The 12,780-nt window shown below is 45.7% G+C and carries 13 protein-coding genes, 1 tRNA gene and 1 riboswitch; of the genes, 13 read left to right on the forward strand and 1 reads right to left on the reverse strand.

Going from position 1 to position 12,780, the window contains the following annotated elements; all coding sequences use genetic code 11:
* Positions 1-77: 77 nt before the first annotated feature.
* The 6 genes from obgE to AC25CA_RS06490 are packed head-to-tail and all read left to right on the forward strand — an operon-like array spanning position 78 to position 3,881.
* Positions 78-1,355 (forward strand): GTPase ObgE, encoded by a 1,278-nt coding sequence (obgE, locus tag AC25CA_RS06465; protein WP_486816237.1) that lies wholly within the window; start codon positions 78-80, stop codon positions 1,353-1,355.
* A gap of 8 nt (positions 1,356-1,363) precedes the next feature.
* On the forward strand, positions 1,364-1,657 hold the full coding sequence (yhbY, locus tag AC25CA_RS06470; protein ID WP_486816238.1) for a ribosome assembly RNA-binding protein YhbY: 294 nt from the start codon (positions 1,364-1,366) through the stop codon (positions 1,655-1,657).
* Positions 1,658-2,266 carry a nicotinate-nucleotide adenylyltransferase gene (gene nadD / locus AC25CA_RS06475; protein WP_486816239.1) on the forward strand — a complete coding sequence of 203 codons (609 nt, stop codon included), beginning with the start codon at positions 1,658-1,660 and terminating at the stop codon, positions 2,264-2,266.
* Positions 2,263-2,853 carry a bis(5'-nucleosyl)-tetraphosphatase (symmetrical) YqeK gene (gene yqeK, locus AC25CA_RS06480; protein ID WP_486816240.1) on the forward strand — a complete coding sequence of 197 codons (591 nt, stop codon included), beginning with the start codon at positions 2,263-2,265 and terminating at the stop codon, positions 2,851-2,853. Before nadD ends, yqeK begins: the two co-directional genes overlap by 4 nt.
* The gene (gene rsfS, locus AC25CA_RS06485) at positions 2,843-3,196 is read left to right on the forward strand and encodes a ribosome silencing factor (protein ID WP_486816241.1); all 354 of its coding nucleotides are present in this window, start codon (positions 2,843-2,845) and stop codon (positions 3,194-3,196) included. The genes yqeK and rsfS overlap by 11 nt, the downstream gene beginning before the upstream one ends.
* A gap of 19 nt (positions 3,197-3,215) precedes the next feature.
* A complete protein-coding gene (locus AC25CA_RS06490) occupies positions 3,216-3,881 on the forward strand; it encodes a helix-turn-helix transcriptional regulator (RefSeq protein WP_486816242.1) in 666 nt (221 codons plus the stop codon).
* Positions 3,882-3,899: 18 nt separating this feature from the next.
* On the opposite strand, the gene AC25CA_RS06495 is transcribed toward AC25CA_RS06490, so the two are convergent.
* Positions 3,900-5,219, reverse strand: a complete 1,320-nt coding sequence (locus AC25CA_RS06495) for a D-alanyl-D-alanine carboxypeptidase family protein (protein ID WP_486816243.1) — start codon at positions 5,217-5,219, stop codon at positions 3,900-3,902.
* A gap of 129 nt (positions 5,220-5,348) precedes the next feature.
* Here AC25CA_RS06495 and AC25CA_RS06500 point away from each other — a divergent pair, with 129 nt between their 5' ends.
* The 7 genes from AC25CA_RS06500 to AC25CA_RS06530 all read left to right on the forward strand — a co-directional run bounded on the left by AC25CA_RS06500 (position 5,349) and on the right by AC25CA_RS06530 (position 12,592).
* The gene (locus AC25CA_RS06500; protein WP_486816244.1) at positions 5,349-5,927 is read left to right on the forward strand and encodes a helix-hairpin-helix domain-containing protein; all 579 of its coding nucleotides are present in this window, start codon (positions 5,349-5,351) and stop codon (positions 5,925-5,927) included.
* A 10-nt stretch (positions 5,928-5,937) separates the two neighbouring features.
* Positions 5,938-6,975 carry a selenide, water dikinase SelD gene (selD, locus tag AC25CA_RS06505; protein ID WP_486816245.1) on the forward strand — a complete coding sequence of 346 codons (1,038 nt, stop codon included), beginning with the start codon at positions 5,938-5,940 and terminating at the stop codon, positions 6,973-6,975.
* 9 nt (positions 6,976-6,984) lie between these two features.
* Positions 6,985-8,388, forward strand: coding sequence for an L-seryl-tRNA(Sec) selenium transferase (gene selA / locus AC25CA_RS06510; RefSeq protein ID WP_486816246.1), 1,404 nt, complete (start codon positions 6,985-6,987; stop codon positions 8,386-8,388).
* Positions 8,385-10,301, forward strand: coding sequence for a selenocysteine-specific translation elongation factor (selB, locus tag AC25CA_RS06515; RefSeq protein ID WP_486816247.1), 1,917 nt, complete (start codon positions 8,385-8,387; stop codon positions 10,299-10,301). The genes selA and selB overlap by 4 nt, the downstream gene beginning before the upstream one ends.
* Positions 10,302-10,338: 37 nt before the next feature.
* Positions 10,339-11,028, forward strand: coding sequence for a response regulator transcription factor (locus AC25CA_RS06520; protein ID WP_486816248.1), 690 nt, complete (start codon positions 10,339-10,341; stop codon positions 11,026-11,028).
* Positions 10,997-12,424, forward strand: coding sequence for a sensor histidine kinase (locus tag AC25CA_RS06525; protein WP_486816249.1), 1,428 nt, complete (start codon positions 10,997-10,999; stop codon positions 12,422-12,424). Before AC25CA_RS06520 ends, AC25CA_RS06525 begins: the two co-directional genes overlap by 32 nt.
* A gap of 71 nt (positions 12,425-12,495) precedes the next feature.
* Positions 12,496-12,592: transfer RNA gene (locus AC25CA_RS06530), tRNA-Sec, on the forward strand.
* A gap of 112 nt (positions 12,593-12,704) precedes the next feature.
* Positions 12,705-12,780, forward strand: a riboswitch (cyclic di-GMP riboswitch).

Below are 12,780 nucleotides of genomic sequence, written 5' to 3' on the forward strand. Positions count from 1 at the left end.
CCTGCCCGGTTGGGTAGGTTTTCTTTTTATAAAGATTTAGTTATAATAAAAGTAATCGAGAAAAACAGAGGTGAACCATGTTTGTAGATATAGCGAGAATTGAAGTCAGAGGCGGTGCCGGTGGAAATGGTGCGGTTGCATGGCGTAGAGAGAAATACGAACCGGCAGGCGGACCAGCCGGCGGCGATGGGGGTTACGGCGGAAGCGTAATCTTAATTGTTGATCCAAAAATCAACACCCTGGTGGACTTTAAGTACCGCCGTCATTTTCGTGCCCCCCTTGGGGAGCATGGACGTGCAAAAACGCAGTACGGGAAAAAAGGTGAGCATCTATATGTAAAGGTGCCTCAGGGAACCATCGTAAAAGATGAAGAGACTGGTAATATCATTGCAGACATGGTGAACCCTGGAGAAACCTTTATTGTGGCCAAGGGTGGTCGCGGTGGAAAAGGCAATGCACGATTTACTACTTCGACTCGCCAAGCACCGAATTTTGCGGAAGCAGGACAAAAAGGTGTAGAACGTATGATTATCCTTGAACTGAAGCTTTTGGCCGATGTTGGACTTTGTGGATTTCCTAATGTTGGAAAATCGACATTCCTATCTATGGTGTCGGAGGCGAAACCACGGATTGCGAATTATCATTTTACAACGATTCATCCCAATCTTGGCGTTGTTCGAGTCGGGCAAGGCGAGAGTTTTGTCATGGCTGATATTCCAGGCTTGATTGAGGGCGCCCACGAAGGCACCGGACTCGGCCATGAATTTTTACGCCATGTCGAGCGAACTCGACTTTTGGTCCATATTGTAGACGTATCAGGCAGTGAAGGCCGAGATCCCTATGAAGACTTTATGACCATCAATCATGAGTTGGTTAGCTATAATGAGCGTTTGGCAAGCCGACCGCAAATTGTTGTAGCAAATAAAACTGACTTGCCGGATGCTGCAGAGAAAATTGTGGAATTTGAAGCGAAGGTTCGTGCTTTAGGCTATGACTTCTATGCCATGTCGGCAGCGACAGGGGATGGGGTGCAAGCCTTGAAGAATAAGATTTACCATAAATTGCAGACTACCGAGTTTGAAGAAGAGATCGTTGAGGTTGTGGAAGATACGTACGGCAACGATCGTGAAAGAGATCGTGAAATCACCTATGAAGTCATTGAAGAAGTGGTTCATGTAGATGGTGTTTATTTAGAAAAGATTTTGATGTCCACGAATTTTGAGGATGATCATTCTGTCGTTTACTTCCAACGAAAATTACGTGATTTGGGCGTGGTTGAAACCCTGAAAAAGATGGGAACGGAAGAGGAAGATATGATTGTCATCTGTGGTGTGGAATTTGAATTCTTTGAATAGGAGAGAAGATGAACGGAAAACAAAGAACGTATTTAAAAAAATTGGCGCATGATATGCAACCCCTTTTCCAAATTGGGAAAAATGGGATTACTGAAAATTTTATCGAGCAGATTAATCAGGCTTTGGATGCAAGAGAATTGATAAAATGTAAGGTGTTGAACAATAGTCTTTTGGATGCAAAGGAAACCGCAAACGAATTAGCCCGAGTAACAAATGCGGAATTTGTGCAGGCAATTGGCAACAAATTTACTTTGTATCGAGAATCAAAAGACAACAAAAAGATTGTCTTGCCACGGGTCTAAATGAAAAGAATCGGTTTGTTTGGAGGCACCTTTAATCCCATTCATATGGGACATCTTGTGTTGGCGGAATGCGCTCGGGATCAGCTTGCATTGGATGAGGTCATCTTTATTCCTAATCGCATACCGCCCCACAAGATTGAGCCTGGATACTCGCCGGAACAAAGGCTTGAGCAGGTTACCGCTGCGGTTGCAGGTCAGCCTGGTTTTCAGGTGAGTAACATTGAACTCAAGCGGGACAAACCATCCTATACGGTGGACACCCTGCGAGAGGTGCACGCAAATTGGCCGACGGCCCACTTGTTTTTTCTGATCGGCGCGGATTCTTTATTTCAATTGGAGTCTTGGGTGGAAATTCAAGAGATCTTTCGATTGACAGATTTTGGTGTTGTGGCACGTCCGCCTTTTGAGCGGGAAGGATGTCAGCAGGAAATTTCTCGATTGGAATCTTTATATCCGGTAAAATTTTCTTGGGTAGAAATGCCACAGATTGGAATATCATCCCGTTCCATCCGCGAGGATTGGAATCGGGGGAGGTCTATTCGCTTTCAGGTACCAGAAGTGGTTTACTGCTTAATGGGAAAAGAAAAGGAAGGAAGTTCCGAGTCGTGACAAAAGAAGAGATACTGGCAAGAATGAAGAAAAACCTAAGCCCTTCGCGGATTGAGCATATACTGCGTGTGGTCGATACTGCTCAGCTTTTGGCCGAGCGGTATGGAGTTGATCCAGAACGTGCGGAATGGGCAGCGCTCTTGCATGATTTTTACAAGTGGCAGGACAAGGAAGCTTATGACGCAGCGTTAGAAGCTTCTGGACTGGCATTGGATGAGGAAACTGCGGCTTCTCAGGAATTGAGCCATGGATGGATGGCAGCAGATTTTATGCAGTCTGCCCTTGGAATTGAAGATAAAGAGATCTACTATGCGATTGCAACTCACACCACGGGACGAAGTGGGATGAGCCTTTTGGAAAAGGTCATCTATTTGGCAGATCGTGTGGAACCGGGACGCGTTCATCCTGGAAGTGATCGCTTGCGGAGCATGGCTTTTCAAGATCTGGATCGAGCAGTGTATATTGCTATGAATCAAACCCTGGAATACTTATTGAAGAACCATTCCTATATTCATCCGCGAACCATTGAAGCGCGCAATGATTTATGGAGAAACATCACAGAGAGGACGGAACGGATTGAAGGATAATCAAACCATATTAGAAATAGCCGTTAAAGCGGCGGACACAAAAAAAGCCTTGGATATCGAGGTCATCAACTTAATTGGACTTTCTTCGATTGCTGATTACTTTTTGGTTGTCAGTGGAAGCAATGATCGTCAAGTCGCGGCCATTACCATGGAAATTGAAGATAAATTAACGGAAGCCGGCGTGGAACCCAAGCACAAGGAAGGGGTTCGGGGTGGTCGTTGGATCGCTTTGGATTACGGAGATATAATTGTGCATATTTTCCATCAGGAAGAGCGTGAGATTTACGGACTGGAAAAAGTATGGGCAGAAGGCGAGCGCCTGGATATAAGCGACTGGGTTTAAAATACCGGAGGTGATTGATTTGAAACAACGAGAAATACATCCGATCCTACGGCAAATGTTGCCGTTGGTGGAAGCCATATCAAGGACAGTAGGCGATAATTGCGAAATTGTCTTACACGATTTTAGCGACCTGGAGAATTCGGTTGTTGCGATCGCCAATGGACATGTGACAGGACGAACCCTGGGAAGCGGTATGCTGACCAAGGGACTAGAAGCCTATTTGAATCGAGAGTATGAAGAGTCGATGATCAAGTACAAGAATATTGTCGGGGCGGGACGAACCTTGAAATCTTCAACGATTTTTATCAAGGATGAAACAGAATCCGTTGTTGGTGCCATGTGTATCAATATCGATGTAACCGATCTTCTTTTGGCAAACAAGGCGATCAACAACCTTGTGATGACAGAAGATTTGGGACAGACGGTGGAGGCGGAACGAAACCGTTTTCATGTTTCTGAAATTTTGAAAAAAGTTGTGGAAGAGGTGTTTCAATCGATCAACAAGCCCGTTGCTTATTTGAGCAAAGCGGACAAATTGATGATCGTTCAGCAATTGGAGGACCGTGGCGCCTTTTTAATCAAGGGTGCTGTGGAACATGTTGCAGACCTGCTCTGTGTTTCTCGGTACACCGTATACAATTATATTGAAGAAGTAAAAGGGAATAAAAATGGATCCGAGGAATAATCCTTAGATCCATTTTTTTTATTGCATATTTTCTTTTTTTCGTTGCTCATTCAATGCGAGACGTCTTTTCTTGCGCATCCGCTGATTTCTTAATCGCATGGCTTGTCCAAAGAGAAGCACGATGGCAAAGAGTCCGATGACACCAGCGCTGATTAGAACCGCTGTTGGGATCGGCTTTTGATCCATAAGGGTCGTTACCTTGCCGATAAAGCGCACATCCGTAGCTGCAATCAGGGAAACCCTGGCAATCAATTGATCTTCAAAATAGTATTCCACCTTGCCCACCTCGTCGCCTTTATGGACAGGGGCTTCCAGATTCTCGGCAGGGATTACGATTTTGCCGAAAATCGGGTCTCGATCGGTTGAGAAGGGAAGGGCGACAGTAGATTTTACAATGGCCGCAAGATCGGGCCGGTCCCCGGAAAGAATGGGGATCTGCGTAATATATTCGTTGGCCACGCATACGTTTCGTTTCTTAAAGTTTTCAAATCCAAAGTCCAATAAGGTGTGGGCATCGATATAGAGATTGGAACCCGAGGTATTTAAAATAACCAACAGCAATTTGGCATCGCCATTTTCAGCTGCTGCGACCAGGGTGTTTTTTGCCTGGGAGGTATAGCCGGTCTTCATTCCTATTGTGCCGGGATACTTAATGGGTATCGAGGACCCATGATAAGAAATGCGTTTTCCAGGACTGAATAGTAATTTGTTGGTAGTTTCAAAATATCGTTCATTCTCTTTAATATTTGTTGGTGGAATCTTATAGTATGGGGTCTGTACGATCGCTGCAAATTCAGGAATCGTCATGGCATAGGCGGCAATCTTTGCCATATCCGCTGCCGTGGTGACGTGATTTTCATCGGGCAGGCCTGTCGCATTAACAAAATGGGTTTGGCTTGCTCCCAGTTCCAAAGCTTTTTCGTTCATTAATTCCGCAAATGCAGGTTCGCTACCGGCAACGGCACGTGCCAGTACTTTCATGGCGTCGTTGGCGGATCGAATTAATCCAGCATGAAGCAATTGGTCGACCGTGAGCACCTCGCCGGGTTCTAGAGCGATATGGGTGCTGTCACCAACCTCGTAGGGCGAGTTCTTATCTACAGTGACCAATTCATCCAATTGAAAATACTCGAGGACGACAATTGCAGATAGGATCTTGGTGATGCTAGCCGGGTACATGACCTTATCGGCGTTTTTTTCATACAAGGTAGATCCAGATTCCAGATCGACCAGTATGGCTGCAGGGCTATCGATTTCCGGTTCTGTCAAAGCAAATCCGGTGGAGAAAATCGGACAGGTTAGTGTCAGGATCAGCAGGGTTGTAAGTATTCGTTTCATTAATTTCTTCCTTCCGATTGAAATTCTGTTTTTATTATATGAGATGGGCGCCAAAAGCGCAATGGGAATACAGACAAAGTGGTTCAATTGCGGTACAATATAGTGGATGAGAAATTAGGAGGAAATGGCATGGATCGATTTACGAAACGTGAAATGATCTTGTTGATAGCCCTAATTGCTTTAGCGGGACTTTTGTTTTTTGGACGCCAAATGCAAGACGTGGACTTGAGTGAGATCGAGACAATGGAAGCGGAACCGATGGAAAAAAATGGGGACGTTGAACATGAAGCTGAATTGGTTGTACATATCGCAGGTGAGGTGTTTGAACCAGGGGTGTATGCCCTACGGTCAGGTGCACGGGTGATTGAAGCCATACAAGCGGCGGGAGGCGAGACCAATTTTGCCAACCTGGAAAAGTTGAACCTGGCTCGCATTTTGGTGGATGGAGAGCAAATTATTGTACCGAGCACCCTAGAGACGGATGTGCAAGTGGCAGAAAACCAACCGCAGGCAGATGGCAAGGTGAATATTAATCGGGCGAAAGAAATGGAATTGGAGGGCTTAACGGGGATTGGACCCACAAAAGCCCAAGCGATTATCGATTACCGAACCCAGCATCCCTTTCAATCGATTGAGGAAATTCAATCCGTAAGCGGGATTGGCCAAAAAACCTATGAAAAAATCTGCGATCAAATAACAATTAATTGAGGTGATAGCAATGATTGAAAGAGTACGATTGACACAAATGACTGCGAGCTCTGGTTGAGGCGCGAAATTAGGACCAGAGGTCCTCTCGCAGGTACTGCGAGATTTATCATTGAAAAGAGACGAGAATTTACTGGTGGGAACGGAAACATCCGATGATGCCGCTGTATATAAGATCAATGAAAAAGAAGCCCTTGTTGTAACGATGGATTTCTTTACACCTGTGGTAGACGACCCCTATCAATATGGGCAGATCGCTGCAGCCAATGCTTTAAGTGATGTTTTTGCCATGGGCGGGGAAGCCAAGCTTGCCATGAATATTGCCTGTGTGCCGACAGGGCTTCATGCTGATATGGTGAGTGATATTTTGAAGGGTATGCGGGATAAGGTGGAAGAAGCGGGTGCATTTGTAGTCGGCGGCCATACCATCGAGGATCAGGAACCTAAATTTGGTCTTTCCGTAACGGGATTTGTTCACCCCAATCGGATATGGACCAATAGTGGTGCGCAGGCTGGTGACGTTTTGTTTTTGACCAAGCCCTTGGGCATGGGGGTTCTATCGACAGCCATCAAGGCGGATTTAATCTCGTTGGAGGGGATGGAAACCGCTGTTTCCATTATGTCGGAATTGAATCTTTACGCTAAGCAAATTGCAGAGAATTTTACGATTCATGCTTGCACGGATGTAACTGGATTTGGTTTGGCTGGTCATGGATTGGAAATGGCAGAAGGCAGTGGCCTGACTTTGTTGTTAGAGGGAGAAACATTGCCCTTTGTAGCAGAGGCCATTGAATGGGCTGAAATGGGAATCTTGCCAGCCGGGATGTACAGCAATCGTGGCCATGTTGGCAAAAAAATTGCAATGGAAGCAGATTTGTCAGAAGCGCAGCAGGACCTGATCTTTGATCCCCAGACTTCGGGTGGTTTGTTGCTTGCTGTGGCTGAGGACGAGGCTGATGAATTGGAAGCGTCCTTTGCGAAAGCGGGACGATTTTGCGTCCGGATTGGTCGGGCGGTTGAAAAACGCGAGGTTTCTCTTCTGATTCGATAGGAGGAAAAAATGGAAAAATGGTATCGTCGATTGCCCAAAATGGACACGTGTTTGGCAGATCAACGGGTTGAGGCGTGGATACAGGAATTTGGATATGAACAAGTGAAGGAGGCTTTTGCCTCCACTTTGGGTGCAATCCGAGAGTTGATTCATACAGCTTCTGGTGATGCGCTTATTGATGATACCGTGATTGAATCGGAGATCGCTTCTCTTTTTGACACGGTGGAGAATCGATTGAGAGTGGGTTTTATTGGCTTGCGTCCTGTGATTAATGGAACCGGAACTTTGCTTCATACCAATCTGGGACGGGCTAATTTTTCGAAAGACTTGGTCAAACGCGCCGTGGATAAGGCAAGCCGGTATTCGAACCTTGAGTATCAATTGGACCTTGGCAGGCGTGGTTCTCGATATGATCATATTGAAGGCTTGCTCTGTGCTCTGACGGGGGCTGAGGCGGCTATGGCTGTCAATAACAATGCAGCAGCAGTGATGCTGATGCTTGCGGCCCTCTGCCAGGATCAGGAAGTGGTGGTTTCTCGGGGAGAGTTGGTGGAAATCGGTGGTTCTTTTCGAATCCCTGATGTGATGCGTCTCAGTGGCGCCAAACTTTTGGAAGTGGGAACAACCAATCGCACTCGATTGTCCGATTACTATGAAGCCACCGGATTCGATACGGGTGCTTATTTAAAGGTGCATACGAGCAATTATCAAATCCTTGGATTTACGGAGTCGACGTCCCTAAAGGAATTGGTAGCTCTGAGTCACAAGACGGGGGTGCCGGTATTGGAGGATCAGGGAAGTGGCGTATTGACGGACTTAACCACCTATGGATTGCCACAAGAGGCAACCGTACAGGCTTCTATCGCTGCGGGTGTGGATCTGGTGACCTTTAGCGGTGACAAGCTGTTAGGGGGACCCCAGGCGGGATTCTTGGTGGGCAAGAAAAAGTTGATCGAGCGCTGTAAAAGTCATCAATTGAATCGCGCCCTTCGGGTAGATAAAGTGACCCTAGCTCTTGCGGAAGAAACATTAAGGCTGTATCTTCATGGAGATCGCATGAATGAGATTCCGTTTTACTGGATGTTGGGAAGAAGCCAGGCGGAATTGCAGGAGGCGGCGGAGAAGATTCAATCGGAATTATCGGAGACGGCCATTCAAAAACTTGGATTGGAAATTCGTGAAACCGAGGGAACCATTGGTGGCGGGAGTCTGCCAGGGGTGAGTTTTTTGAGCTTAGCCTTGGTTGTTAGCAAGGGGAATTCAGCTATGCAGGAAGCGATACTTCGACAGGGGACGAACCCTGTAGTCGCTCGCATTCAACAGGACGAGGTTTGGATTGATTTGCGAACCATCTATCCAGATCAATGGAAACTGCTGGTAAAACGATTGCGGGAATTGGAGGACATGGCGTGAAGCGACAGATTATTATTGGGACTGCAGGCCATATCGATCACGGAAAGACGGCTTTGATTCGCGCACTGACTGGACGAGAAACGGACCGATTGAAGGAAGAAAAGCAGAGGGGGATTTCCATTGATTTGGGATTCACCTATTATGATCTAGCCAGTGGCGAACGGGTTGGTTTTATTGATGTGCCTGGACACGAGCGTTTTGTCTCCAATATGTTAACCGGTGCCTTTGGTATGGATTTTGTTTTATTTATTATTGCGGCAGATGAGGGAATGATGCCTCAGAGTCGAGAACACTTGGAGATTCTTAAACTCCTTCAAGTACAAGCGGGAATCGTGGTGATTACGAAGACGGATTTGGTGGATGAAGAGTGGCGCGAACTTGTTGCAGACTCCTTGGATGAGGAATTGAGCGACAGTTTTTTAGCCAAGGCGCCAAGGATTTTTGTCTCTTCTAAAACGGGAGGGGGTCTGGATCGATTGCGCCTTGCGATTGAGGCGTTGGCGGCTTCAGCTCCAAAACAGGAAGAAGATGGGGTGGCTCGTCTTTGGGTGGATCGCTCTTTTTCCATCAAGGGTTTCGGAAGCGTTGTAACAGGCACCCTTCTGGGTGGAAGTTTAATCTTGGGTCAAGAGGTGATGCTCTATCCGCAGCGATTGACGAGTAAGATTCGGCGGATTCAGATTCATGATGAATCTGTGGAGACGGCGGTTGCTGGACAACGGGTTGCAATGAACTTACCAGCCTTTTCAAAGGATCAGGTGAAACGTGGAGATCTTGTTAGTCTGCCGGAACGCGTTGCCTTAAGTGATCGCTTTGCAGGGCGAATTCAAATGACCAAGGATAGTCCTCGCCCCCTTCATAAGGGAATGGAGCTGCGTTTGCATTTGGGTTCAAGAAAGGTGCCTTGCAAAGTGGAACATGTGGAACCAGAGGTCGTTAAGGCCGGTCAGTCGGCTTGGATCATGTTGCGGGTTGAGGAATCAATTCCTTTGGTTTTATTTGATCGTTTTGTATTGCGTAATCTTTCACCTGTAGAAACCCTTTGTGGCGGACAGGTATTGGAGCCTGATCCTCCGCGGGGAAAACGAGCACGCAAGGAAATGGGGACCTGGTTGGAGTCGATTCAAAAGGGAGGTCCCGCGGCAGCAGCTTTGGTGCGACTGGAGCGTTCGATGGATTTGGTTCAGGATCGCAGTGACCTGGCTCATGCCTTTGGGTGGTCGAGAGAAGAGACGGATAAGTGGATCAGCGTTCTGGCGGAGAATGGGGAAATTGTGCGTTATTCTAATTTTCTTTTGTCTCGCAAAAGGGAGGCTGAGTTGTTTGTTCGTTTTACACAGATCGTAAAGGAGTTTCATCAAAAGAACCTCCTTCGTCGAGGAATGCCGAAAAAACAGGGACTGGATCTTCTGTTTCCAAGAGCGAATCAAAAGCAACAGATGGAGGTATTGAAGGCCTGGGAAGTGGCAGGATTTGGTGTCAGTGACGAAAGCAATATTTGGCTTAGTGGGTTTGAACGGAAATTGTCCCCTAAGCAGGAGGCACTCTATAAAGAACTGAAGGAAAAGGCGGAAGCCAAGCACGAAGCTGCCAAGGAAAGTCAGTGGCTGGCGGAGCGTGATCAAGCCAAGGTTATCTGGCCAATTCTCTTGGAAGAAGGAGAGATCATACGCCTTGGGGGAGATCTTTATGCTTCAAGAAAATTCGTTGAAGAAGGGCTTCGTTTGATCGTTGAACAATTTGGAGAAAACCCGTTTACCGTGGGAAAATTTCGGGATGCATATGGAATTTCACGCAAGCAGGCAATTCTGCTTCTGGAAAGCTACGATGAAAGGAAATGGACCATGCGGCAAGGGGACCAAAGAATTGCCCTGAAATTGCCAAAATTCATAGGCGAAGTGTGTCAACTGTGATAAAATAAGGATGAAGTGAAGGTACAGGAGGGTTTATATGAGTAAAATATTAATCGTCGATGACGAAGCGCTACTGGTCAAAGGACTCAAGTATAGCTTGGAACAGGATGATCATGTGATAGACGCGGCCTATGATGGAAAAGAAGGGGTCGAAAAATTTACAAAGAATGATTATGATTTAATTATTTTGGACTTGATGTTGCCAGAGATGGATGGTCTTGAGGTTTGTCAAAAGATTCGCGAGTCATCGCAAGTACCCATCATTATGTTGACAGCCAAGGGCGAAGACATGAATAAGATCTTGGGTCTTGAATATGGAGCGGATGATTATTTAACGAAGCCGTTCAATATCCTCGAGTTGAAGGCGCGGATTAAAGCGATCCTTAGAAGAACCGCCATTAAGGATAAACCAGCGGAGCAAGTAATCAAGGTAGAGGATTTCACGATTAACACTCTGGGCCGCAAGGTTTCTGCTCGCAATAAAGAAATCAATCTGACAGCAAAGGAATTTGACCTGCTGTTATTATTGGCAACGAATCCAGGCAAGGTATTTACTCGGGAAGAATTATTGGAAATCATTTGGGGATACGAGTACTTTGGTGATCTTCGTACGGTGGATGTGCATATTCGGCGGTTACGAGAAAAGATTGAAGAGAATTCAAGTCAAGCAGAATATGTCCTGACAAAATGGGGAGTTGGTTACTATTTTAAAGGAAAAACTCAGTAATTCAATTATCAGTATTAGGTGGAAACTTGTTTTCACCTATTTATTTTTGATTATTATTTTTGTGATGATTATTCGGATTTTTGTCGCCCAGACCATGTACAACGTTTATTTGGACGAAGTGCAGACTGATATCGTGGCGGAAGCAAAGATCTTAGCTTCACAGAATCAATACTATTTGTCACAGTCGGACTACCAACCTGTTCGAGAAGATTTTAGCAATCAGTTGAAGGAATATAGCAATAAGATTCAGGCGAGGATTTTACTTTTGGATCCAAAGTTGATGGTCTTAGAAGACTCGGATGACCGCTTGACCAATACGGTATATGCTTCGAGGGATGCAAGGGACAGCCTTGCTGGTGCCACGGTTATGCGGGTGGAGGAGGAAAGCGATCGATTGATTGTCGCTGAACCTATTGTTTACTTTGGCGAAACCATAGGCGTTGCCATCGTGGTCAAGCCATTGACACAGCTTCACTTGCGGGTGGATGAAGTAACCTCCGCCTTGGATATAATCTCGATCTTTGGTATTCTGATCGTTTTGGTCATCAGCATGATGTTCTCTGACTTGATGACGAAGCCCATCAGTGAATTAACGGAGACTTTTACCAAGATGAGCCAGGGCAATCTTCATCAACGCGTGGAGATTCATACGCGAGACGAGTTGGAAAAGCTGGCAACGGCATTTAATATTATGAGTACCAAATTGGATCAGGTGGATTATCAGCGACGAGAATTCGTGGGAAATGTTTCTCATGAATTGAAAACACCCCTTGCTTCCATTAAACTTTTATCCAGTTCTCTCTTGGGCCAGGAAGAAAATGATGAAGCTTTGTATCGTGAGTTTTTAACGGATATCGATCATGAAGTGGATCGTCTGAATGAAATTATTGTGGATCTTTTGTTGCTGGTAGATTTAGATCGAGAGAAGCTGAGCTTGAATTACAAACCGGCGCTTTTGAATTATCTGATTGAACAGATCTTATATCGGCTGCAGCCGGTCATCAAGGAAACGGAATCCCAAGTAATTTTTACACCTGTGGATCGTATTCAATTGAATTGTGATGGCAAAAAAATCGAGCAAGCGGTATATAATGTCATTCAAAATGCTATTAAGTATTCGGCACCAGATGGGAAAGTGGATATCGTGCTTCGCCGAGAGGGTAAGTTTGCCGTGATCGAGGTGACTGATAATGGCATTGGGATTCAACCCGAAGGAATTGATCATATCTTTGAGCGATTTTATCGAACGGATAAGGCGAGGTCTCGGAAAACAGGGGGAACCGGTTTGGGACTTTCTATCACCAATCAAATTATTGAGCTTCATCAGGGACGAGTTGAGGTGGAAAGTGAGTTGGGTCAAGGAAGCAAGTTTAAAATTTGGATTCCAGAGGTGTAGCGAAAGTTGCACCTTTTTTCAATTCTTGCACTTTTTTTAAATGTATGACATAATCAATTAGCATACCCCATGGGAGTAGATGAGTGCTGGTGTGCTCTCTGGTCTTCAAAACCAGTTCGGGGCGTGAAGAACGTCCTGGGTGGGTTCGATTCCCATCTATTCCCGCCATTTAAGCCTGATAAATTTTTATCGGGTTTTCTTTTATTTGGAGATAAATCCAAAATTAAGAGGGTAAGAATACATAAGGAAAATCGTTAAAACTGAACCGAAATTAGCATGGTCTGGAGAAAAGCAAACTATTCGTGAGGATAGGACGCAAAGTTAAGCGTCTTGCAAAAGATCGACTGACTGCCTCA

The sequence above is a fragment of the Gottschalkiaceae bacterium SANA genome (assembly GCA_036323355.1).
GTDB lineage: Bacteria > Bacillota > Clostridia > Tissierellales > GPF-1 > GPF-1.

Coding starts and splice junctions, on each gene's coding strand:
- yhbY (WP_486816238.1), top strand. CDS start 1,364: ATGAACGGAAAACAAAGAACGTATTTAAAAAAATTGGCGCATGATATG.
- AC25CA_RS06495 (WP_486816243.1), bottom strand. CDS start 5,219: ATGAAACGAATACTTACAACCCTGCTGATCCTGACACTAACCTGTCCG.
- selA (WP_486816246.1), top strand. CDS start 6,985: ATGGAAAAATGGTATCGTCGATTGCCCAAAATGGACACGTGTTTGGCA.
- obgE (WP_486816237.1), top strand. CDS start 78: ATGTTTGTAGATATAGCGAGAATTGAAGTCAGAGGCGGTGCCGGTGGA.
- AC25CA_RS06520 (WP_486816248.1), top strand. CDS start 10,339: ATGAGTAAAATATTAATCGTCGATGACGAAGCGCTACTGGTCAAAGGA.
- nadD (WP_486816239.1), top strand. CDS start 1,658: ATGAAAAGAATCGGTTTGTTTGGAGGCACCTTTAATCCCATTCATATG.
- AC25CA_RS06500 (WP_486816244.1), top strand. CDS start 5,349: ATGGATCGATTTACGAAACGTGAAATGATCTTGTTGATAGCCCTAATT.